24 protein-coding genes are annotated in these 22,833 nt (G+C 60.3%); 6 read left to right on the forward strand and 18 right to left on the reverse strand.

Annotation, left to right across the window (positions count from 1 at the left end):
- Positions 1–230: 230 nt before the first annotated feature.
- Entirely contained in the window at positions 231–575 is a 345-nt protein-coding gene (locus I3J13_RS25110) for a DMT family transporter (protein ID WP_003524247.1), read from the reverse strand.
- The gene (locus tag I3J13_RS25115; RefSeq protein ID WP_080851082.1) at positions 572–1,156 is read right to left on the reverse strand and encodes a TetR/AcrR family transcriptional regulator; all 585 of its coding nucleotides are present in this window, start codon (positions 1,154–1,156) and stop codon (positions 572–574) included. Before I3J13_RS25115 ends, I3J13_RS25110 begins: the two co-directional genes overlap by 4 nt.
- Before the next feature lie 189 nt (positions 1,157–1,345).
- Here I3J13_RS25115 and I3J13_RS25120 point away from each other — a divergent pair, with 189 nt between their 5' ends.
- On the forward strand, positions 1,346–2,638 hold the full coding sequence (locus tag I3J13_RS25120; RefSeq protein ID WP_196380623.1) for a D-alanyl-D-alanine carboxypeptidase: 1,293 nt from the start codon (positions 1,346–1,348) through the stop codon (positions 2,636–2,638).
- Positions 2,639–2,641: 3 nt separating this feature from the next.
- Here I3J13_RS25120 and I3J13_RS25125 read toward each other — a convergent pair whose 3' ends face one another.
- From I3J13_RS25125 to I3J13_RS25175, 11 genes are all read right to left on the reverse strand, one after another.
- Positions 2,642–2,926 (reverse strand): Txe/YoeB family addiction module toxin, encoded by a 285-nt coding sequence (locus I3J13_RS25125; protein ID WP_206696310.1) that lies wholly within the window; start codon positions 2,924–2,926, stop codon positions 2,642–2,644.
- A 51-nt stretch (positions 2,927–2,977) separates the two neighbouring features.
- Positions 2,978–3,229 (reverse strand): type II toxin-antitoxin system Phd/YefM family antitoxin, encoded by a 252-nt coding sequence (locus I3J13_RS25130; protein ID WP_035260938.1) that lies wholly within the window; start codon positions 3,227–3,229, stop codon positions 2,978–2,980.
- Between the two features lie 52 nt (positions 3,230–3,281).
- Positions 3,282–4,031: a metallophosphoesterase family protein gene (locus tag I3J13_RS25135; protein WP_196380613.1), complete on the reverse strand. Its 750-nt coding sequence runs from the start codon at positions 4,029–4,031 to the stop codon at positions 3,282–3,284.
- Positions 4,032–4,036: 5 nt separating this feature from the next.
- Positions 4,037–4,393 carry a hydroxyisourate hydrolase gene (uraH, locus tag I3J13_RS25140; RefSeq protein ID WP_196380614.1) on the reverse strand — a complete coding sequence of 119 codons (357 nt, stop codon included), beginning with the start codon at positions 4,391–4,393 and terminating at the stop codon, positions 4,037–4,039.
- Positions 4,390–4,890: an ureidoglycolate lyase gene (locus tag I3J13_RS25145; protein WP_196380615.1), complete on the reverse strand. Its 501-nt coding sequence runs from the start codon at positions 4,888–4,890 to the stop codon at positions 4,390–4,392. The genes uraH and I3J13_RS25145 overlap by 4 nt, the downstream gene beginning before the upstream one ends.
- A 3-nt stretch (positions 4,891–4,893) precedes the next feature.
- The gene (locus I3J13_RS25150) at positions 4,894–5,256 is read right to left on the reverse strand and encodes a HepT-like ribonuclease domain-containing protein (RefSeq protein ID WP_035220083.1); all 363 of its coding nucleotides are present in this window, start codon (positions 5,254–5,256) and stop codon (positions 4,894–4,896) included.
- Positions 5,253–5,543 (reverse strand): nucleotidyltransferase family protein, encoded by a 291-nt coding sequence (locus tag I3J13_RS25155; protein ID WP_035220685.1) that lies wholly within the window; start codon positions 5,541–5,543, stop codon positions 5,253–5,255. Before I3J13_RS25155 ends, I3J13_RS25150 begins: the two co-directional genes overlap by 4 nt.
- Positions 5,544–5,596: 53 nt before the next feature.
- Complete coding sequence (gene uraD, locus I3J13_RS25160) at positions 5,597–6,094, reverse strand: 2-oxo-4-hydroxy-4-carboxy-5-ureidoimidazoline decarboxylase (RefSeq protein ID WP_196380616.1); 498 nt, start codon at positions 6,092–6,094, stop codon at positions 5,597–5,599.
- Positions 6,094–7,017, reverse strand: a complete 924-nt coding sequence (gene puuE / locus I3J13_RS25165) for an allantoinase PuuE (protein ID WP_196380624.1) — start codon at positions 7,015–7,017, stop codon at positions 6,094–6,096. The genes uraD and puuE overlap by 1 nt, the downstream gene beginning before the upstream one ends.
- A 204-nt stretch (positions 7,018–7,221) precedes the next feature.
- Positions 7,222–7,929: a DUF1045 domain-containing protein gene (locus tag I3J13_RS25170; protein ID WP_003524263.1), complete on the reverse strand. Its 708-nt coding sequence runs from the start codon at positions 7,927–7,929 to the stop codon at positions 7,222–7,224.
- 96 nt (positions 7,930–8,025) lie between these two features.
- Positions 8,026–9,234, reverse strand: a complete 1,209-nt coding sequence (locus I3J13_RS25175; RefSeq protein ID WP_196380617.1) for an NAD(P)/FAD-dependent oxidoreductase — start codon at positions 9,232–9,234, stop codon at positions 8,026–8,028.
- On the opposite strand from I3J13_RS25175, the gene mnmC2 reads away from it, so the two are divergent.
- Positions 9,233–9,997 carry a tRNA (5-methylaminomethyl-2-thiouridine)(34)-methyltransferase MnmC2 gene (gene mnmC2 / locus I3J13_RS25180; protein WP_196380618.1) on the forward strand — a complete coding sequence of 255 codons (765 nt, stop codon included), beginning with the start codon at positions 9,233–9,235 and terminating at the stop codon, positions 9,995–9,997. The genes I3J13_RS25175 and mnmC2 overlap by 2 nt on opposite strands.
- An 82-nt stretch (positions 9,998–10,079) precedes the next feature.
- Here the strand turns inward: mnmC2 and I3J13_RS25185 are convergent, their stop codons facing one another.
- Entirely contained in the window at positions 10,080–13,751 is a 3,672-nt protein-coding gene (locus I3J13_RS25185) for a response regulator (protein WP_196380619.1), read from the reverse strand.
- Positions 13,752–14,258: 507 nt separating this feature from the next.
- Here I3J13_RS25185 and I3J13_RS25190 point away from each other — a divergent pair.
- Positions 14,259–15,731: a DEAD/DEAH box helicase gene (locus I3J13_RS25190; RefSeq protein ID WP_035261393.1), complete on the forward strand. Its 1,473-nt coding sequence runs from the start codon at positions 14,259–14,261 to the stop codon at positions 15,729–15,731.
- A 265-nt stretch (positions 15,732–15,996) separates the two neighbouring features.
- On the opposite strand, the gene I3J13_RS25195 is transcribed toward I3J13_RS25190, so the two are convergent.
- The 4 genes from I3J13_RS25195 to I3J13_RS25210 all read right to left on the reverse strand — a co-directional run bounded on the left by I3J13_RS25195 (position 15,997) and on the right by I3J13_RS25210 (position 19,382).
- Complete coding sequence (locus I3J13_RS25195; protein ID WP_196380620.1) at positions 15,997–16,905, reverse strand: EamA family transporter; 909 nt, start codon at positions 16,903–16,905, stop codon at positions 15,997–15,999.
- Between the two features lie 160 nt (positions 16,906–17,065).
- Complete coding sequence (locus tag I3J13_RS25200) at positions 17,066–17,455, reverse strand: DoxX family protein (RefSeq protein ID WP_031234117.1); 390 nt, start codon at positions 17,453–17,455, stop codon at positions 17,066–17,068.
- 241 nt (positions 17,456–17,696) lie between these two features.
- Positions 17,697–18,314 (reverse strand): L,D-transpeptidase, encoded by a 618-nt coding sequence (locus I3J13_RS25205; RefSeq protein WP_003520529.1) that lies wholly within the window; start codon positions 18,312–18,314, stop codon positions 17,697–17,699.
- A gap of 171 nt (positions 18,315–18,485) precedes the next feature.
- Complete coding sequence (locus I3J13_RS25210) at positions 18,486–19,382, reverse strand: DMT family transporter (protein WP_020811451.1); 897 nt, start codon at positions 19,380–19,382, stop codon at positions 18,486–18,488.
- A gap of 442 nt (positions 19,383–19,824) precedes the next feature.
- Here I3J13_RS25210 and I3J13_RS25215 point away from each other — a divergent pair, with 442 nt between their 5' ends.
- From I3J13_RS25215 to I3J13_RS25225, 3 genes are all read left to right on the forward strand, one after another.
- The gene (locus I3J13_RS25215; RefSeq protein WP_003520532.1) at positions 19,825–21,234 is read left to right on the forward strand and encodes a circularly permuted type 2 ATP-grasp protein; all 1,410 of its coding nucleotides are present in this window, start codon (positions 19,825–19,827) and stop codon (positions 21,232–21,234) included.
- Positions 21,235–21,237: 3 nt separating this feature from the next.
- Positions 21,238–22,179 carry an alpha-E domain-containing protein gene (locus tag I3J13_RS25220; protein ID WP_196380621.1) on the forward strand — a complete coding sequence of 314 codons (942 nt, stop codon included), beginning with the start codon at positions 21,238–21,240 and terminating at the stop codon, positions 22,177–22,179.
- A 21-nt stretch (positions 22,180–22,200) separates the two neighbouring features.
- On the forward strand, positions 22,201–22,833 hold a 633-nt coding region (locus I3J13_RS25225; protein ID WP_196380622.1), incomplete at its 3' end, for a transglutaminase family protein.

Here is a 22,833-nt window from a genome sequence, read left to right on the forward strand (position 1 = left end):
CCATCGTCGCAACAATCCGGAAGCTCATCACTATCCTCAACGCCATCGCAAGGACAGATCCAGCATTTGCTTGATCATCCACGGTTGCTTGATCCGGCATCCAGCCACGGCGCGTCTGCGCCGTGAAAAGACCCTTCTGCGATCAAGGACTTGATCGCGCTGGACCCCGGATCAGGTCCGGGGTGACGGCCTGCGGATGTTGCCTTCGCGAGCGCCCTCAGCAGCCAGTCTCAATGCCCCACCGTCTTCGAAAACACATTCACAATCACCACTCCCGTCACGATAAACCCGAGGCCGACGACAGCGGCGATATCCAGCGCCTGGCGGAACACGAAATAGCCGATGCCGGAAATCAGCACGATGCCGAGCCCGCTCCAGATCGCATAGGCCACGCCGACCGGCAGCGCCCGCAGCGTGAACGACAGCAGATAAAAGGCCGCACCGTAAAACAGCGCCATCAGCACCGTCGGCAACAGCCGGGTGAACTGCTGCGACTGCTGCAGGAACGAGGTGGCTATGACCTCGCAGACAATGGCCGCGACGAGCGCCCCGTAGGTGAAGATAGCCGCGTTCATTGTTCCATTTCCTTTTTCGTCTGGGCGATCATCCGGGCTCTGAGAGCCGCCCTGTCGCCACCTGCCCTGCCGTCATCGGCCAGAAGATCGGCAAACCAGATGCCGTCAGCCGCAAGCCTTACGAGTTCCAATACCACCCCCTCATCCGTTTCCTTATGACGGATGAGACGTCCTTCGAACCAGCTGGTCCACATGCGCCTGAGCGACGGTTCACCAACCATCGACACCGATAACGCCGCCCATTGCCTGCCCGATTCCCGGTCGCGATCGGCGAAAACCGCGTTCACATAGGCCCTCGTGAAGCATCCGTAAGCTTCACAATCCTGTGAGATGAGCGCGTCGATTTCCGCGTCCAGCGCCGAAAGAAGGTCCGCCATCACCGCCTCCAGCAAAGCCTGCTTGGAGGCGAAATGATGAAACAACCCGCCCTTCGTCACCCCGGCGGCATCCGCCACCGCCTGCACGGAAAGTGCTGCAACACCCTGTTCGGCAGCGAGTTTCGCCGCGCAATCGAGAAGACTGCGGCGAACGATCTCAGGCTGCTTTTTCCGTTCATGTGCATTTTTCATGTTTCGGAACATACCGGACGGTTGGTTTCTTTGCAAGGAAATTGTGAGGGCTGCCAACAGCTTGAAATTCATACTTAATTAAGCATGAAAGCGATCTCTAAAGTTTTAGCGGTTTTGTTGCCGGAAAGTGTCAGTAAAACTTCGCTCATCGCGGCGGCCGAACAAAAGGGGTGGATTATGTCGGGAACGATCAAACGGGGAATGGCGGGCGCATGGGTTTTCGCACTCGCCTTCTTTTGCGCGATCCTCTCATTGCAGGCATCGCCTGCCCAGGCCGGTTACGCCCATTTCATCATGGACGCCAATACCGGCAAGGTTCTGGCGTCCCGCAACGCCGATGTGCTGAACCACCCCGCTTCGCTCACCAAGATGATGACGCTTTACATGACCTTCGAGGCGCTGCATTCCGGCCGGCTTCGCTGGGACCAGAAGATAAAGATGTCCAAGAACGGTGCAGCCGTTATCCCCTCGAAGCTTTATGTGCGCCAGGGGCAGACCTTCACCGTGCGCGAGGCGGTCTACGGCATGATCGTCAAATCCGCCAATGACATGGCGGAAGGCATGGGCGATCATCTCGGCGGCTCCGAGGCAAGGTTCGCCGAGATGATGACCCGCAAGGCCCGCCAGCTCGGCATGACGAAAACGGTGTTCCGCAACGCTTCCGGCCTGCCCAGCAAATCGCAGGTGACGACGGCGCGCGACATGGCGAAACTCGGCCTGGCGCTGCAGCGCGACTTTCCCAAGGAATACGACCTCTTCGCCATGGAATCCTTCAGTTTCCGGGGAAAACGCATTCGCGGCCATAACAATCTGATGTATCGTTATCAGGGCATGGACGGCATCAAGACCGGTTATACCAATGCCTCCGGCTTCAACCTCGTCAGCGCCGTCAATCACAATGGTCGCCGCGTCGTCGGTGTGGTGCTGGGCGGCAAGACGGCGCGTAGCCGCGATGCGCAGATGGCCGCCCTTCTCGACAAGGCCGTGCCGCAGGCATCGAGAAGCCGCAACACCGAACAGCTCGTCGCCAGCGCCAATGTCAGCCGCACCTTTGCTGTGACGCCCGCAGCCGCGCCCGCCGCCTCAGTACCGCCCACCTCCATACCATTGCCGATGTTCGCCGAACGCCGTCAGGATCCGGTCGCCATGCAAATCGCCACGGCGAATAACCAGATGGCCGACATGATGCAGGTTTCGGCCATCCCGCGGCCGGCCCCCACTGCCGTCTCCGCCGGCCAGAGAAGCCGCTGGGAAGTGCAGATCGCCGCCACCGACAGCGAAGCCGCCGCCCGCTCGCTGCTCGCCAATGCCCGCTCCAACATCGCCGGAAATTATGCCGGGATCGCTCCCTATACCGAAGCGGTGCAAAGCGGATCGGCAACCCTCTACCGCGCCCGTTTCACCGGCTTCGAAGACCAGTCTTCGGCGGTTTCCGCGTGCAAGGAACTGAAGGCGCAATCTTATTCCTGCGTGGTGATGACCAGCGAGGGGTGAGGATCAGTAGTGGAAACGGCACTGGTGAATGATCAGGACCGTCTTTTCGGCTTCGCCGCGCAATTCGTAGACAAGCCGATGCTCCTGCGAAATCCGGCGTGACCATAGGCCCTTCAACTGAAAACGCAGTGGCTCAGGTTTTCCGATCCCTTCAAACGGATGCCGTCGACAATCCTTGATGAGTTCATTGATGCGTTCGAGCATCTTGCGATCATATTGTTGCCAGTGAAGATAGTCTTCCCAGCCCTGATGACTCCAGCCGAGAGCAATCGCGCCCTTTTGCTGCAAGAGAGTTTCTCCTGATGGAAGCTCGCACTCATGCGCGATGGGTTTGAAAAATCAGTCGATAAGATCATGACTTTCGAAAGTACCCGCGTCCACATCGGACATCGACTTTCTAAGTCTGGCGAAATTCTCCGGCGACGAGCAGAGATGCAATGTTTCCATCAAGCCTTCATACTCGTCCTTATCGATAAGAACGGCGGACGGCTTGTCGCGGCGCACGATTTCCACAGTCACCCGGTCCTGCGACACTTCATCCAGAAGCGATGCAAGGGATTCGCGTGCTTTCGAAAACATAACGGTACGCATGGATGAACCTCGATGAAAGTTGTACAACAAATAGTACAACTCTCCTGGAAATTCAAGCCCGTTTGCCAAGCCAGCCGCCCGCCAGCGCATCGGAGAGACGAGGCATGCCGTTGACCTTCGCCATCTCGGCCATTGCCATATTGTCGTAACGGATATTGCGGAAATAGACCTGCCAGCCGCGCCCGGTCTCTTCCAGCACGGCATAGGTGGCAAGCGGGTGGCCGGCCTCGACGTGATGGTCGAAAGGCGTGTCGTCCTTCCAGCCGGGGCAGCCGACGCTACCGGGATTGACGATCAGCCGGCCGTCGGAAAGCTGCACGGTGCGGGGAATATGGGTATGGCCACACAGCATCAGCGGCTGGGTGATGCCTTCAGCCATGGCTTCGATTTCGGCCAGCGGCCGCAATTTCAGAACGCCTTCCGGTGACAGCGTTTCCAGCCAATATTCCAGATCGTCACGCGGCGAGCCATGGCAGCAATAGGCGACATCCTTAAACACCATGCTGAATGGCAGGGTTTGCAGCCAGTCCAGATGGGCGGCGCTCAACTGCGCATGCGCCGGCCTTTCCCAGCTTCCCATCTCATCCGGGGCACGGTCGATCAGTTCCCGGTCATGATTGCCGCGAATGCTGGGAATCCAGTTGCTAACAAGCACGTCGCCGGTAAACCCCGCTTCTAGCGGGCCGCTGAAACAATCGCCGAGATTGACGATGTCCTTGATGCCAAGCCTCGCGATATCCTCCAGCACGGCTTCAAGCGCGGCGCAGTTTCCGTGAATATCGGCAATGGCGGCAAAGATCATGGCAATCAGCTTCCTCGATAGGTGGAATAACTATAGGGCGAAAGCAGAAGCGGCACATGGTAGTGGCCGCTCTCATCGGCAATGCCGAAACGGATCGGGATAATATCGAGAAAGGCCGGCTCCGGCAGCGCCACACCCTTGCCGCGCAGATAATCGCCGGCATGGAAAACCAGCTCGTATTGGCCCACCTTGAAACTGTCGCCGGCGAGCAGCGGCCCACCATCCACACGGCCGTCGCTATTGGTCTTCACCGTCTTCAGCTTCTCGCGGCGATCGCCGGAGAGCCGGTAGAGCTCGATCGTCAGCCCTTCTGCGGGCGTGCCATGGGCGGCATCGAGGACATGGGTGGTCAAACCGGTCATGGCTTGGGCTCCGCGATCATATAGGGCTCATCGAAAAAATACTCTTCCAGATTGTTACCCGGCCCATCGCGGTCGGCAACCAGAAAATCCGAAACCGCCTGCAACGGCATCAGCGGATAATGCCAGACATTGCGGCGGTAATTCACGCCCTGATCGCCCCGCGCCAGAAACACCTGCGGCCGGCCGGGCCGGCCGCCATCGTCATCGGCGACGACCACGAGGAAGGGCCGGCCGGAAAGCGGCGAAAAACTCTGGCTGCCGAGCGGATGCCGCTCCATCATTTCGATTTCATGCGGAAAGGCGCGGGGCTGCCCGCGGAAAATATTGAGGATGACACGCGCGCCCTCACCCGCCGCCTCCGGTGCTGCAAGCGCATGATGCCGCTCGGTCTGGCCGCCATTGATATGCCGCATGGAAGAGGGTGTCGTTTCGATCACATCGCCGAAACATGCGAAAGCCTCTTTGGTGAGAGGTTTTATGTCGAGAAAATCAGTCAAATGTCATTCACCTTGGGCATGCCAGTTTCGGAGGAGGGAGAGACGCGCCTGCAGATCCGGAATGCTCTGCGTTATCGTTTTCCAGACGACCGAAAGCTCCGCCCGGAAATAATCATGCACGATCAGATTGCGCATTCCCTTCATCTTGATCCAGGGGATTTCCGGGTGCTGCTGTAAAAATGCGGGGTAGTGCTTGTCCAGCTTGGCGACCGCCTCGCCAATCAGGGCAAGCCCCATCATGACCGCCATCTGCGTCCGCGTGTCGGAAGAAAAAGCGGCCTCATCCATATCCTGAATGAAATCCTGTATTCTGGAGGCGGCAACATCCATCTCCTTTAGATAGAGCAGAAGCCGATCCGTACTCATACCGCTTTGGCTTCCTTCAGAACGCGCGCCCGTATATCCGAATGCAGGCCGCCTGAGGTGACGACGTCGACCTCGACACCAAGCAGTGCCTTCAATTCCTCCAGCAAACCGCCGAGATCGAACAATGTCGTGCCCGGCAGCGCATCCACCAGAATGTCGAGATCGCTGTCCGGCCGGTCCTCGCCGCGGGCGACGGAGCCGAACACGCGCGGGTTTGCCGCGTTGAAGCGTTTCGTCGCTTCGCGGATCGCTTCCCTGTTCTTTTCCAGCACCTCGGAAGGTCTCATGATCTTCATCTCCAGACGGCACGATTCTAGCAGAACGGCCACCACTCGCCAATTCAGCCTTCCGGCAGCATCGAGGAAAGGCGAAGCCAGGCGATCTTTTCCACCTGCGCCGTCGCCGTCTCAAATTCTTCGGCTGCACCGTTGCCGATGCGCGTCTCGAAGGCGGAAAGAATATCGTACCTGTTCAGCCCCTTGACCGCGATGATGAAGGGAAAGCCGAATTTTTCGGTATAGGCGCCGTTCAATTCGGTAAAACGGGCGTGCTCTTCGGGGGTAAGTCGGTCCAGCCCCGCACCGGCCTGTTCGTTGCGGCTGTCGGCCGTCAACTCGCCCGCAATCGCCAGCTTGCCGGCAAGATCGGGATGCGCCCGCAATACGCCGAGCCTTTCCGCCTCGGAAGCCGCGCGAAACTGCGCACAAAGCACGGCGTGAACCGCCTTCGCCGTCAGTTCCAGGCCGGCTCCGCCGGCATCGTAGGCCCGTCCGGCAATGAAGGGCGAATGTTCGAACACGCCGCCGAAACGGCTGACAAAGTCCTCACGCGTCACCATCAAAGCACCTCCGGCTTATGATGTTCATGCCAGTGACGGGCAATCTCGATGCGCTGCGGGATCCACACTTTCTCATGGCCGAGCACATATTCGATGAAACGGCGAAGTGCCGCCGCACGGCCGGGTCGGCCGACAAGACGGCAATGCAGGCCGATGCTCATCATCTTCGGCGCCCCCTCGACACCTTCCTGGTAAAGCACATCAAAGGCATCCTTCAGATAGGTGAAGAACTGGTCGCCGGAATTGAAACCCTGCGGCGTGGCGAAACGCATATCGTTGGTTTCGAGCGTATAGGGAATGATCAGGAAAGGCTCGTCGCCTACGCCCTTCACCCAATAGGGCAGATCGTCGGCATAGGAATCCGACGAATAGAGGAAACCGCCCTCTTCCATGACAAGGCGCAGCGTATTGTCCGAAGGCTTGCCCTGATACATGCCGTAAGGACGCTCGCCGGTAACCTCCGTGTGCAGACGCACGGCTTCGACTATGTGCTTGCGCTCTTCTTCTTCGGAAAAATCCTTATATTCCAGCCAGCGATAACCATGGCTGGCGATTTCCCATCCCGCTTCCTTCATCGCCGCAACGGCTTCCGGGTTGCGGGCCATGGCGGCGGTCACGCCATAAACGGTGGTGGTAACGCCAAGGCCGGTGAACATGCGCCACAGCCGCCAGAAGCCGGCGCGCGAGCCATATTCATAGATCGATTCCATGTTCAGGTTGCGCTGGCCGGGCCAGGGCTGGGCGCCGACGATTTCCGACAGCAGCGATTCCGACGCCTTGTCATTGTCGAGAATGCAGCTCTCGCCGCCCTCCTCGTAATTGATGACGAATTGCACGGCGATGCGCGCGCCGCCCGGCCATTTCGGATCGGGAACATTGCGGCCATAGCCCACCAGATTGCGGGAGTAATTTTCGGAAATCATGCAGCCACCCAGAACATCTCTCCCAAGGCGGAAACCGATTTCGGGAGACATAAAACAGACCTCCGAAGCGCGATGACCCGAAAGGGACACAACGCACGCTTCAGATATGCGATATCCGAACGGTAGCATCCGCATCCGGAATGTCGAGATCAATCTTGCCGACATTCCGATGCTTTTTTGTATACGATTACTCCGACGTGCTCTTCAGGCGATCTTTCGGGCGGAAACGCGACCCATGGGGTGAAGCGAGTGTACCCGGAAAGGCGCGCCCGGCTCATCCTCGATGAAAAGCGCAAGGCTGGAAAATTGCAGGGACCGGGTGAGCAGCGGCTCAAAAACCTTGCGCACGGCCCGCTCTATCCTCTGGCTGCTGGAAGCTTCCACACCGCCGGTCAGCGACATCTGGAACCGGAACTCATCCATCACATGCGGGCTGCCCCAGCGATGCAGATTGGTGAGCTGCGAGGCCGAAAGCCGGTCCGGATCCGCGCGCTCGATTTCCGCGTCGGAGAGCGGCGCCCGGTAACGGTCGAATTCCTGCACCACGCGGGCGGCAAAGAAATGCAGCACTTCGCAGGGGCGCTCGGGAACGAGGCTGAAGACATTCTCCTGCCTTGCCACCACCAGTTGCGGTAGCGTGAAGGGCTCCTGCCTGCCGGAAAAATACATCAGGTCGCGCAGAAGCGCGGCCTCGGAATGGCCCTCCGCAAGACGGAAGGGAGCCTTGATCGTGCCATGGAAACCGTAACGGCGCGGCAGCGCCGTATGGTAGGAAATCTCCTGCATGCCGAGATCGATCATGCCCGGCGGCTCCACCGCCTGACCGGAATAGGCATCGCGCCCCAACCACGCGGCGGCCGCCTGCGTCAGGGGGTCATTGGGGGAAGGCGTGAAATGAATGGCGTATCGCATGCGCTGTCACCTCGCCGCAAAAGCGGACAAACCGGCCTCGTTGCAGGCCAGCAGATAAGTGATTTGCGTGACAGATTAACGACGTGGGCGGCCTAATCAGAACTTTCTAAAGTCCGCGACGGCAATACTCACATGTTGTTGAAGGTGAAAGCCCGAGGGGATGGCAGGCGTGTGACCGCACACGGTCTGCAACGCCGCATCGGCAAGAAAATGCGCAAGCCCGAAGCTGACCTTGAAGCCGCCGGTTAGCGCAACGAGCCTCGGATGGCCGGGGATCGTGCCCACCATCGGGTCCCTCCCCACCGCCTTCGGGCGCAGCCCGGCCCAGCGCTCGAGCACCGGCGCACGGGCAAGCGAAGGCACGACCGCACATGCATCCGCAAGCAGTTTTTCGAGCTCTTCATCGGTACCGAAGGGATCGGAAAAACAATCTTCGCTGGTACTGCCGATCGCGACCGTGCCATCCTCATGCGGTACGATATAAAGACCGTTCAGGAACACGACCGGCATCGCCGGATCGGCCGTCGCGTCGAGAAGCGCCGCCTGCCCCTTCACCGCCTGCCCCAGCGTCACACCAGCCTCCAGGCCGAGGGCGTCGCGGATCAGGGGGAAGGAACCATGGCCATTGGCGACGATGACATGGCCGAAAGAAACCTCGTCGCCCGATGAGAGCACCGCCCGCCCGGCATCCGCGTCGAGCGAAAGAACGCGGTAACCTCCCGCCAGCCGCACATGCCGCGCCTTGCCGAGAAAAGCCGAAAGAAGGGCGATCATCGCACGTGGCGAGACCCGCGCCGCCAGTGTATCGAACACGAAACCCGCCTCACCCGCCGCATCATCCACCCAGCCCGCGACCGAAGGGCTGTCGCCGACATGCCAATGGAACCGGCGCTCGCCCGACACCCAGTTCTCCAGCGCATCCCGTTCGTGCCGTTCGGCAATGGCGCGCAGATGCGGCTTCGGCAGCGGAATGATACGGCCTGAGCGACGGTAGCCGGCGGAAAGCCCGGTTTCCGCCTCCAGCCCGGCAATCTCTTTTTCCAGCGCAACGAGGGCATCGAACTGGAACTGCTTCTTGTCCGACCAGCGGTCCGGCATATGCGGCATCAACGCGCCCAGCAGCCCGCCGCTGGCGCCGCCGCCGGGGCGATCCGCCTCCACCAGCAATGTCTCGATGCCGAGCCGCTCCGCCTTGACAGAGGCCCACAGCCCCATGATGCCGCCGCCGACGACGAGAAGCGGCACGGAAGCCGGCAATCTTGGAGATTGACCCTGTTCGAAAGCGGGATTATCGGCTTTAGCCATGAAACATTCCAACGAAAATATCACAGAGACCGGCGTAGCGGCCGGTTCACCGGCTGGGGAAGTCCCCGCCGCGCTCGACTGGCGTGACGGGGATATGCCCTATTCACTGGCCTTTGACGACCATTTTTATTGCCAGACGGATGGCCGGCTGGAATGCGGCCATGTCTTCCTCTCCGGAAACGGCCTGCCAGAACGTTGGCTCGAACGGGAGGGCGCCTTCCGCATCGGCGAACTGGGCTTCGGCACCGGGCTTAACCTCTGCGAGACATGGCGCCAATGGAAAGAGATGCGCAACGGCCGCTCCAGACTGCATTTCATCTCCTTCGAACTCTACCCGATGAAGGCGGAGGAAATCGACCGGGCGCTTTCCCGCTGGCCGGAAGTGGATGCCGAACGCAAGGCGCTCACCGCCCTCTGGCCCGCCGAGCCGAAAGGACGGGTCGAAATCCAGCTCGATGACGAAACGCACCTGACAGTGGTTTGCGGCGAAGCGCTCGCCGGCATTTCCGCAAGCGAGGAAAGTTTCGACGCCTGGTTTCTCGATGGCTTCGCACCCGCGCGCAATCCGGACATGTGGTCGCTGGAAATCATGCAGGCGCTTTTCGCAAAGACGGCGCCCGGCGGCACATTCGCCACCTATGCCGCCGCCGGCTTCGTTCGCCGCAACCTCATCGCCGCCGGTTTTCAGCTGGAGCGCCGGAAAGGTTTTGCCGGAAAGCGGGAAATGCTCTGCGGGACCAAAGCATTTTCAGCAAAAGCGTGAAGCGGTTTTGCGTCTGAAAGAGCGTCATGGAAGATGGCGCTCCGGCTGAAGCAATTCGGAGACCCGCAGTCGCGGCGGATAGTCACACGCCCGGCACGTCGCGGCGCGGCATGTTTTCGCCCAGCCATTGCGCGATCTTGTCTTCGAGCGTTTCCGGGCTGATGGGCTTCGACAGATAATCATCCATGCCCGCCTCCAGGCATAGTTCCCGATCCGCCTCCTGCGTATGGGCGGTAACGCCGATGATCGGCACATGCCGGCCGTCGGCGGCGGTCTGTTCCGCGGCGCGGATGGCCTGCGTCGCCTGATGTCCGTTCATGACCGGCATCGAGACATCCATCAGGATGAGGGCGGGATTGTTCTCCTGCCATGCCTGCACGGCTTTCTTGCCATTGCCGACGATCAGAAAGCGCAGACCCGCCTGCTGCAATATCTGGGTGAAGACAATCTGATTGACGTCATTGTCCTCGGCCACCAGCACATCGACAAGGCTCGGCCGATGCCGCGCCGGCACCGCCGTCGATGCGGCATCGCGCTGCTTTCTTTCGGCGGAGCCTTTTTCCGGACGGACGGCGCCATCACCGCGATCTTCACGCGGGACCGGCGCTTGCCGGGCGCGTTTCAGCCGCACATCCCGCACCACGTCGAACAGGGTGGAGCGCAGGAGCCGCGCCCGCGCCGGCTTCATCAGATGCGCCTGCACATTGAGATCGGTGAACAGCGTCTCGTCGCCGACGACATCCATGGAGGTCAGGAAAACAATGGCGATGTCGTCAAAGCGCGCATCCGCCCGGATCCGCTCCACCACATCCAGCCCGTTCATTACAGGCATATGATAATCGAGAACGATGGCGTCGATGGAAAAACCGAGCGAGGCGGCCTCCTCAAGCACGGCGATGCCGGAAGGCCCATCTTCCACCGCGTGGCCGTCTATGCCCCAACTGCGCAACTGCTCCGTCAATATGCGGCGATTGACGTCGTTATCGTCGATGACGAGCACGCGGATATCGTCGATCGCCACGGAAAGAAGCGGGAGGTCGCGCTGTCTCTCGGTCACCTGAAACGGAATATTGACCTCGAAGGTCGATCCCCTGCCGACATCGCTGACGACCTTGATCGCGCCGTCGAACAGGCCGACGAGACCGACCGTGATCGCCAGCCCCAGCCCCGTTCCCTCGTGCCGGCGCGTGGCGGAGCCGTCGACCTGGCTGAACTTGTCGAAGATGGTTTCGAGCTTGTCGGCCGGAATACCGATGCCGCTGTCTTCGACACGCAGCGACAGGATGGCCTCGGAGGCTTCCGCCGAACGCGCCGAAAGCTCGACCAGCACATGCCCCATTTCGGTGAACTTGACGGCGTTTCCAACGATATTGGTAACGATCTGCCGAAAGCGCCCGGCATCGCCGATGACCTTGCCGAAGACGGAAGCATCGATCCGGACGATCAGCTCTATGTCCTTTTCAAGCGCCGCTGAGGACAGCAGCGACACCACATCCTCGACCGCCTCCGCCGGATCGAAGGGCACGCTGCGCAGCCTCATCTGCCCGGCCTCGATCTTCGAGAAATCGAGAATGTCGTTGATGATCGTCAGAAGCGCATTGCCGGATTTGACGATGATATCGGTAAAGGTCTTCTGGCGCGTATCCAGATTGGACTTGGCCAGAAGTTCCGCCATGCCGAGAACGCCGTTCATCGGCGTGCGGATTTCATGGCTCATATTGGCCAGGAATTCCGATTTGGCCCGATCCGCCGCTTCCGCACGCGATAGCAGCCGCTGCAATTCCTCTTCACGCAGCTTCATCTCGGTCACATCGGTGACGATGATGAGCCAGTAATTGCCGGAACTGTTGGTGGCCTCCAGATTGAGCCAGCTTTTGCCGGCGACATGGATGAGCCAGGAAAACGGTCGGTTGGCGGCGATATTCTCCCTCCAGGCGCGCAGCGTCTCGGAAGCCTCCCCGGCCGTGCCGAAATCGCCGCGCCCGGCGCAATGGGCGAAGAAACCCGACCAGTTGCAGCCCTTTTCCAGAAGATGCGGCGGCACGTCGAACATGCGCGCCATCGCCTCGTTGGACATGATGATCGTGCCCTGCTCGACCAGCACCAGCCCCTGCGCCATGGCGCGCGTGGCGCCCTGCATATATTCGCCGACCCGCTCCAGTTCGGCCTTCGCCTTGCTGATCTCAACGTCGCGCATGCGCACATCGGTGACGTCGGCATAGGTGCTGAGGATTTTCCCGCCTTCGAGCCGGGTTTTCGAAATGACCGTGACCTTGCCGCTTTTGCTGCGCACCTCGCGGGGCGCAAAGACCTCCTCCTTCAGAAGCCGCTGCACCCGCTCGCTATAGACCTCATCGAAAGGCCTGTCGCCATAGTCATAAAGGCCGCTGTCGAAATTCATCTCCATGAATTCGCGATAACTTTTGCCGACAAGCGACTTCTCGCCGCCGATCTCGCCCCAGACCTCATAAAAGAACGGATTGACATATTCGATGACGAGATCGGCGCTCAGCAGCAGCACGCCCACCGGCAGGGCATGGAGAACCGCTTCGAGCTGGCGGTGCAGCGCCTCGGCCTCGGCCTGCGCGGCGATCAGCGCCTTTTCCCGATCCTGCAGCAGGCTGGCATCGGTGACCGAGCCCACCAGATAATATTCGTCGTCCGGCGTCGCGACCCGGCCGAGCCTTGTGATGACGGGAATGGCGCCGCCATCCGAAAGCGGAACGCTTCCCGTCTTTTCAATGGCTTCCCCGGTTCGCAGAATATGCTCGTTTTCCCGCTGGAACTGCGGGCCTTCCTCCGGAAACATCTCGCATTCGGTCTTGCCGATATGGTCGGCGAGGCTGCCGCCCAGAAATTTCTCATAGGCCGCATTGGCAAAGGTCAGCCGCCTGTCCTGGTCTCTCAGGAACACGCCGACCGGCAATTGCTCAAGCGCGGCGCGCAGAAGCCAGGTCTCGCGGATCTGCGTGCTCAGAAGCGTCTCATGCGCCTTGAACTCGGTGACATCCACCCGCAGCCCCACCAGCATGCCGTTTTCCAGCCGCTTGTTGACCATGCGCACCCAGCGGCCATCGGCAAACTGCTCCACCCTTTCGAGATAGGGCAGGGAAAAATCCCGTAGCTGCTCCTGCATCCACCCTTCGAACGCCGGATCGCCGTCCTTCGCATCGCGGTAGCCGCTCGAAAAATAAATCGCCCTCATCAGCGTCTCGAGCGGGACGCCAGCCTTCAGGTCGACACCGAGCGCGCTGTAGAATTCCCTGAAGCGGGTATTGCAGTAGACCAGCCGGTTTTCGCGGTCATAAATCACGATACCCGCATCGACGAGATCGATCACGCCACTGCCGAACAGCAGGTCCGAAGCGCTATCGGCTTGCGGAAAAACCTCCACGGTGGCGGACGACATATCCTCGAACGCTTCGAACAGGAACAGATTGCCGTCGTCACCGGTGAAACGTTCGCAGCGAAGCGTGTATGGCCCGGGCGCGCCCCCGCCATGGCAGGCAATCATCTCATCCGTGGCGAAGACCAGCGAACGGCGCTCCCTGTCCTCGCGCTCGGCATCGCGAATATCGGCGGAAAGGGAAAGGCTGGTGTGTCCTTTGAATGCCCCGGACGGACGCCCCATGAGCCGGGCATAGGCGGAATTGACCGCGATATAGCGAAGTTCGCTGTCCTTGATGCACGCGGGCAGGTCCAGGGCGGCCACAGCCCTGCAAGCCTTTTCCAGCAACCCGCAGCCTTCGGTCAATCGATACTCCACACCTTGCAGTCCATTCCTGTCGAATCAAATATTTCCGGACGCCGTCGCAAAAAACGTTATGTGAGAAAATCGATCTTTGCTATGTATCCGAGGGTGCCGTTACCCTTTTTTAACCATAATTCTTCGCTGGCACCCGCGCCGTCCCGGCAATCGCCGGCTACCGGTACGCATGGCTGCCATGCGCCCTGTGGCGGCGGCGTTACAAAACTATCGCTTGACTTTGACGCGCAAAACGCCCACATGGCCCTCAAGCTTTCACCTTCGGCAGCCGCGTGAGCTGCAGCGTATGACCGGAAAGACGTCCTTAAAATAAAGAATCTGGCCCGCATGAAGGAAAAGCGCAGAGAATACAGAAGACGGCATGTGCCGCACTGATGCGCAGAAAGTTATTCCAACCCACAAGTTCCCAATTCACGCGGGGTTCTTGACGCCGAAACCGCCGGACAGCAGCCCTGTTCCGGACGATTGGTTTTTGGCGCCCCGAAAGGCATTATATTGACCAGTTTTAGCGAACTCGGCCTCTCCGAAAAGATCGTGGCCAGCGTTACCCAGCTTGGCTATACGACCCCTACTCCCATTCAGGCAAAGGCCATTCCGCTGCTGCTCGAAGGCCGTGACCTGATCGGCCTCGCACAGACCGGCACCGGCAAGACCGCCGCTTTCGGCCTGCCCATCATCGAAATGCTGATGAAGCAGGCGGACCGCCCGGCAAACCGCACCTGCCGCACGCTCATCCTCGCCCCCACGCGCGAGCTGGTGAACCAGATCGGCGAAAACCTGCGCTCCTTCGTGAAGAAGACGCCGCTGCGCATCAACCAGGTGGTTGGCGGCGCATCGATCAACAAGCAGCAGCTCCAGCTGGAAAAGGGCACGGACATTCTGGTGGCGACCCCCGGCCGCCTGCTGGACCTCATCGCCCGCAACGCCATCTCGCTCTCCAAGGTCACCTATCTGGTGCTCGATGAAGCGGACCAGATGCTCGATCTCGGCTTCATCCACGATCTGCGCAAGATTTCGAAGATGGTGCCGGCCAAGCGCCAGACGCTGCTCTTCTCGGCCACCATGCCGAAGGCGATCGCCGATCTCGCCCACAGCTACCTGACCGATCCGCTCAAGGTGGAAGTGACCCCGCCCGGCAAGGCAGCCGACAAGGTGGAGCAATATGTTCACTTCGTCGCCGGCAAGAACGACAAGACCGAGCTTCTGAAGAAGTCGCTCAACGAAAACCCGGATGGCCGCGCCATCGTGTTCCTGCGCACCAAGCACGGCGCCGAGAAGCTTTACAAGCATCTTGAACATATCGGCTTCAAGGTCGCCTCCATCCACGGCAACAAGAGCCAGGGCCAGCGCGAGCGCGCTCTCAAGGGCTTCAAGGACGGCGAGATCAAGGTGCTGGTGGCAACCGACGTCGCTGCCCGCGGCATCGACATTCCGGCCGTAACGCATGTCTTCAACTATGACCTGCCGGAAGTGCCCGACGCCTATGTTCACCGCATCGGCCGTACCGCCCGTGCCGGCCGCGACGGCATTGCCATCGCGTTTTGCGCACCGGACGAAACCCGCCTGCTGCACGACATCGAAAAGCTGATGAAGATCGATATTCCGGTCGCCTCCGGCGAACGCCCGGCCGGTCTTGCCAGCCCGACGCGCCCCAACAACAACCGCGGCGGCCGCAACAACAATGGCGGCCATCAGCGTGGTCCCCGCGAAGGCGGCCGTCACAACGGCGAATCCCGCCCGTCGCGCCACCATGCTCCGCGCGACGCGGACAACGATCTGGAAGTCACCTCCGACTTCAAGCGCGTCAAGCAGGCTGAAGGCGACGCAGGCCGCCCGGCCGGCCCGCGCAAGCACCGCCGCCCGGCCCGCAAGCCCGGCGGCAGCGGCGCCAACCGCCACGCCCCTGCGGGCGGCAACGGCCAGGAAAAGCGCGCTTCCGGCAACGGCCATCGCGGCCGCAACCGCTAAGAGACGTTAATCGTTAAGCCGGGCTTTCGCCCGGCTTTTTCGTTTGTAAGGCGGAGAAGTCCGGTCTCAACCTGGTGTCTGTAGGAGATTGCCACGACGCTTCCTCCTCATCCCTGTGCTTGTCACAGGGATCCAGCCAGCCCAAGTCCTTGGGCTGAAAGGACTCTTCCCGTCGCGCAGACGCGCGTCGACTGGATTCCTGTGACAAGCACAGGAATGAGGGAGTGCATGCAGAGGCCGCCCGGTAGCGGGCTTTTCTTTCCCCTCACCCGCCCTGTGCGACCGGACGACGCCGTGACGGCAGGGTCATGGCCAGCACGCCGGCAATGACGCAGACGAGCCCCACCCACATTGCAGGTGTCGGCATTTCTCCCAGAAACGCCATGCCGATGGCGACGCCGACCGGCACCCTGAGATAGGCCTGCGAGGTGGTGCCGACGGAACCCAGCGTCTGCATCAGCCGGAAATAGATCATGAAGGCGAGCGCGGTCGAAAAGACGCTGAGGCACAGGAGCGCCGTCAGTGAGGCCGCCGAAGGCGACAATGTCCAGGGCCGGTCGACGATCAGGCTCACGGGCAACAGGAAAACAGCGCCGCAGATAAGCGAGCCGGCGGCCGGCATGATCGGGTCGAGCCCTTTGAAATTTTTACTGAAAATGGCCGCGCAGGCATAGGAAAAAGCCGCCGTCAGCACGGCGAGTTGGCTCCATATCGCCTCGCCCGCGCCGCTCAGCGCTCCGACACCGATGATGAGGCACACACCCGTCATGCCGGCAATGGTGCCAAACAGCTTGCGCCCGCTGACCGGCTCGTGCCGGATAACGAGTGCGGTGAGAAGAAAGGTGAAGATCGGCGTCGTTGCATTGAGAATGACGGCAAGACCGGCATCGATGCTCTGCTCCGCCCAGGCGATCAATGTGAAGGGCAGAACGCTGTTGATGCAGGCCTGAATGAAGAACAGCCGCCACGTCGCCAAATCCGTGGGCAGGCGCAGCCCGCGTAGGCGGATAACTGCGTAGAGCAGCAGACCGGCAATCAGGGTTCTCGATGCGATGAAGGTGATCGGCGGTATCGTCTCCACCCCGATCTTGATGAAAGTATAGGATGCGGCCCACAGCGTGGACAACAGGGCGAGAAACAGCAATTCGCGGGCGATGGGGTTCTGGGAGGTCACGGATCGATTTTCCAACTGCGTTCAGGATGACCCGTTCTTAACCCGAAAACAAGCATCTATGCTTCGGCCACGGCCGAAGTTTCAATCATTCTCTAAAAAAAGCTCCGCACGGCATGACCATGCGGAGCTTCTGCAAAAGAGATCGATGACGGGTCGGCAATCAGGCCCGGCGTTCATCCACCGAGAAGGCGCCCGGACCGGCAACGAACAGATAGAGGAAGATGAAGCAGAACAGGATGGCGGCGTCGCCACCGTTCAGGGCCGGGAAGAAATTGCTCGGCGCATGCGCCATGAAATAGGCGACCGCCATCTGGCCGGACAGGATGAAGGCGACGGGACGCGTGAACAGGCCGATCAGCACGAGAATGCCGCCGACGAATTCCAGCAGTGCGGCTACAAGCATCAGGGTCGGCAGCGAGCCTTCCATCTGCGACGCCGGAAAGCCGAACAGCTTCTGCGTTCCATGCGCCATGAAAAGCAGCGCCGTCATGATGCGCAGCGCCCCGAGTGCCTGCGGGCGATAGCGGGAGAGAGAGTCGAAAGTTGCCATGTTCATGTGTCCCCGTTGAAGTGGTGCCGCGCTCGATACAGTGCATTTAACCCTTTATGGATACACGTCTCGAACACCGGAAATCACGTTTCCGATATAGCAGAACTCCCTTAAATACAGAAAGGGAGGCATTCTACACATGGTTGATTTTCAAGCATAAAATTGACCGTCTGCCGAAAAAATCAACTCAAGGATACAGGCATTTTCTGGCGTGGCAAAGGCGGAAAAATCCGCCTCTTCCTCACGCCTGCAAGACAACGACCTTCGAACCGACCGGCACGCGGCTGTAAAGATCGATGATGTCGTGGTTCAGCATGCGGATGCAGCCGCTCGACATGGCGTGGCCGATGGATTGCGGCTGGTTGGTGCCGTGCAGACGGAACATGGTGTCGTTGCCGCCGCGATAGAGATAGAGCGCGCGTGCGCCGAGCGGATTGTTCGGGCCGCCCGCCATGCCGCCGGCGAATTTCAGATTGCGCGGATCGCGGCGCATCATGTTCGCGGTCGGCGTCCAGGACGGCCATTCCGCCTTGCGGCCGATATAGGCATCGCCCTTCAGCGCAAGACCCTGCCGGCCGACACCGACGCCGTAACGCATGGCGCGACCATCGCCCATAACGTAATAAAGCCGCCGCGCCGGCGTATCCACCACAACCGTTCCGGCCGGGTGCCTGGTATCGTAGGTGACTTCCTGCCGGCGCAGTTCCGGCTTGACCTTGTCGAGATGCATGGCGGGAAGCGGGAATTTCTCCTCCGGCTTTGCCGCATAATTCAGCCTCTGCTGGCCGATGCCGGTATTCGCGCAGCCGGCCAGAAACAGCGGCAATCCGAACAGAACACCACGACGTGAAATAGACATGTAACCCCCGCCAAATCTTTGGATTAACGAGAGGTATAATTTTATGGTTAACAAACCCCTAATATGAGGTTGTGGTAATTAGAGCATTTCCAGGAAAAGTGGAGCCCGGCTTTCCGTCCGGAAATACGGCAAAACAAAGAGTTAGAGCGCTTTCGCTACTCGAAAAACGCTCTAACGTGCGACAACCGCTGCGGCAGGTCTGCGATTGGCGAGATAAACCCCCGTCACCGCCAGAACGGTGCCGGCAATCATGGCGGGTGTCAGCGTTTCGCCGAAAAGCAGTGCTGCTTCCACCGCCGCAAGCGGCGGCACGAGATAGATCAGCGAGGCGGCCCGCGAGACCTGCCCGCGCCGGATCAGATAAAGAAGCAACGCCACGGCGCCGATGGAGATCGCACCCACCGACCAGGCGAGCGTGGCGGCAAGGCCGAGGCTCCAGTCCACATGCCCATCCTCCAGCAGAAGCGCGAAGGGCACGGTGACCAGCAGCGCACCGACATATTGCAGCGTGGCCACCGCCATGATGTTTCCGCCATGGACATATTTCTTCTGGTAGAGCGTGCCATAGGTAACCGAAGTCATGCCCAGCACATTCACCGCCACGGCGTAAAGCGGCACCGACAGGCCGACAGCACCGGTGGCCATGACCTTCGGCAGCACGGCAATGGCGATGCCGGCAAAGCCGATGAGCAGGCCGGCGCGCTGTAAGGGCGAGATCCTTTCGCCGATCATGTAACGGGCGGCCACCGCCGTCATGAGCGGCTGCAGACCGGCGATGATACCGCCGATCGCCGCCGGCACGCCCTGCCCTATCGCCCACCAGATCATGCCGAGATAAAGGCCGTGCAGGAAAACGCCGGACAGGATCGCCCGGAAGAGATCGGCACGCCGCTCAGGCCACTGAATGGAGGAAAAGCGGCAGATCGCCCACAGCAGCGCCCCCGCCAGCAGATAGCGCAGACAGAGAAAGGTCAGCGGTCCGGTATAATAGACCGCATATTTGGCGGTGACCCAGCCGGTCGACCAGAGAAAGACGAAGATGGCCGGAGCCAGACGGTCGAGCGACATGGGAACATCCCCTGTGCCGCACGATGCCCGTAACCGGACACGGTGCGGGAAAGGCGGCGAATTGATATTTCTGCGGCTTCACGCAAACCGGCGAAAGATCGAACCGGGCATTCAGCAAGGCGGTATCCGCATCCCGACGAAAGGTCAAAGGCGTTTTCGTGATCGCATCTTTCAGATTTTCTGATGCGACGCCCGATATTCATCAACCGAAAGCGACCGACTAAAATTTATGCATTCGCCCACGGCGCACACAGCACCGCCACCCCAATACGCGCCTCATCCCCGCGCAACCAATTTGCCAATGCCGCATTTATAGGCTGAAACCGAAAAACGCTTCTTTTTTAAAACTCTAGAGTGGTGAAAAATCTTCGCAAGGAGCTCCGCATAGTTCTTGCATTGCATTTGGCGTTGTATTCATATGGCAAAAAAGGGGACATCGAAGTTGGCATTTGACGAAATGATAAATGCGGACGACACGCCGCGAAGCCCATATGAAAACTATAACGAGTGGTACAGCCGACAGGACAGGGCGCACCTGATCCAGAAGTCAAAAGACGCGGAAAACATCTTTCGAAAAACCGGTATTACTTTCGCAGTCTACGGCCATGCCGACAGTTCAGAAAAACTGATCCCCTTCGATATCATCCCGCGCATCATCTCCGGACGGGAGTGGCGCAAACTGGCCCAGGGCATCGAACAGCGCGTCCTCGCCCTCAATGCTTTCCTCGACGATATCTACCATAAGCAGGAAATCATCCGCGCCGGCCGCATCCCCCGCGAAATCATCGAGAAAAACGAAGCCTTCCTGCCGGAAATGATCGGTTTCACTCCGCCCGGCGGCGTCTACACCCATATTGTCGGCACGGATATTGTCCGCACTGGCGAAGACCAGTTCTACGTTCTGGAAGACAATGCCCGCACACCGTCCGGTGTCAGCTACATGCTGGAAAACCGCGAAACGATGATGCAGATGTTCCCGGAACTTTTCCACGAGAACCGGGTGCGGCGGGTGGAAGACTACCCCTATCTGCTGCGCCAGTCGCTCGCCTCGCTCGCACCCCCCGGCTGTTCCGGCAAGCCGCGCGTCGCGGTGCTGACGCCCGGCATCTACAATTCCGCCTATTACGAACATTCCTTCCTCGCCGACATGATGGGCGTGGAGCTTGTGGAAGGCTCCGACCTGCGCGTCATGGACGGCAAGGTCAAGATGCGCACCACCCGCGGTTATGAGGCCATCGACGTGCTTTACCGTCGCGTCGATGACGACTTCCTCGATCCGCTGACCTTCCGGCCGGATTCGGCGCTCGGCGTGCCCGGCATCATGGATGTCTACCGCGCCGGCAACATCACCATCGCCAATGCCCCCGGCACCGGCATTTCCGACGACAAGGCGATCTATTCCTATATGCCCGAAATCGTCGAGTTCTATACCGGCCGCAAACCGCTTCTGGAAAACGTGCCGACCTGGCGCTGTTCGGAGCCGGACAGCCTGAAATACGTGCTCGACAACCTCGCCGACCTCGTCGTCAAGGAAGTCCACGGTTCGGGCGGTTACGGCATGCTGGTCGGCCCCACGGCGACGAAAAAGGAACGGGCGCTGTTTGCGGACAAGCTGAAAGCCCGCCCCTCCAACTACATTGCGCAGCCGACGCTTTCGCTTTCCACCGTGCCGATCATGGTGAAGAACGGCATTGCGCCGCGCCATGTCGATCTGCGTCCCTATGTGCTCGTCTCGGACAAGGTGAAGATCATTCCCGGCGGACTGACCCGCGTTGCCCTCAAGCAGGGCTCGCTGGTGGTCAATTCCAGCCAGGGCGGCGGCACCAAGGATACCTGGGTACTGGAGGATTAAGCCATGCTGGGCAGAACGGCAAACGGGCTCTACTGGATGTTCCGGTATATCGAGCGCGCTGAAAACATCGCCCGGCTGATCGATGCGGGCCTGCGCGTTTCGCTGACGCGCTCAGGCAGCGGCGATGAGGACTGGGACGGCGTGTTGCAAAGTGCGGGCGTTCATGAAGCCTTTCTCGAAACGCGCGAGAAGGTAACGGCGTCCAATGCCATCGATTACCTCCTGCGGGACAAGGCGAACCCTTCCAGCGTCATGTCCTGCATCGAGGCGGGCCGCAACAATGCCCGCATGGTGCGCACGGCGCTGACGCGCGAAACCTGGGAAGCCACTAATGAATTCTGGATCGAGCTGAAGAACATTCTCGGCCGCAAGCTCAACCACGCCGAACTGCCGCAGACCATCGATGTCATCAAACATCGCGCCGGTCTGGTGCGCGGCGCCTTCCACGGTTCGATGCTGCGCAACGATCTCTATAATTTCTCCCGCATCGGCACCTTCATCGAGCGTGCCGACAACACGGCCCGCATTCTCGACGTGAAATATTACGTGCTGCTGCCGGCGGTCGCGCATGTCGGCTCCTCGCTCGACAATGCGCAGTGGGAATCCATCCTGCGTTCGGTCTCGGCGCACCGCTCCTATGGCTGGGTCTATGATGCGGAATACAAGCCCTCCAACATTGCCGACTTTCTCATTCTCAATGGCCGCATGCCGCGCTCGCTGGCCTATTGTTATGAAAAGATCGCCAGCAACCTCAATTACATCGCCGAGGATTACGGCGAGAGGCACAAGGCGCACGACACGGCCGAGAGCATTCGCGACAGCCTGCGCGCGACCACCATCAGCCGGGTGATGGATGAAGGCTTGCACGAATTTCTGGAGAGATTTGTCAACCGCAACGGACAATTGGGACAGGAAATCACGGAAGGCTACCGCTTCTATCAATAAGCGCGTGGACGGGGACAGCTTATGCGTCTGAAAATCACCCATACGACGGAATATGTCTATGACGAGCCGATGCCCTATGCGTTGCAGCGGCTGCGCCTGACGCCGCAGACCGGCCCGGGCCAGACGGTGGAGAACTGGGATGTCTCGGTCGATGGCGCCACCGTCGAAGTGACCTATGACGACCATTTCGGCAACCGCGTTGCGCTGGTGGAAACGGAAGGTCCGCAGCAGCGGGTGAAGGTGGTGGCAAGCGGCACCGTGAACACCGAGGACAAGGCCGGCGTGTTCGGTTACCACATCGGCAATGCGCCGCTGTGGCTTTTCCTGCGCGAGACGCCGCGCACCAAACCGGGAAAGCTCGTGCGCGAACTGGTGAAGGTGAGCGCCGGCGACAGCGAGCTGGCCCGCCTGCATGACCTCATGGAAAATATTCACCGCAAGGTGGAGTATGTGCCCGGCGCGACCGATATCGAAACCACGGCGGAAACGGCGCTGGAAGCGGGCAAGGGCGTCTGCCAGGACCACGCCCATATCCTGATTTCCGCCGCCCGGCTGATGGGCCTGCCGGCCCGTTACGTTTCCGGTTATCTGATGATGGAAGAGGTGGAGGAACAGACGGCCACCCATGCCTGGGCCGAAGTGCATCTTCAGGGG

The sequence above is a fragment of the Agrobacterium leguminum genome (assembly GCF_015704895.1).
Lineage (GTDB): Bacteria > Pseudomonadota > Alphaproteobacteria > Rhizobiales > Rhizobiaceae > Agrobacterium > Agrobacterium leguminum.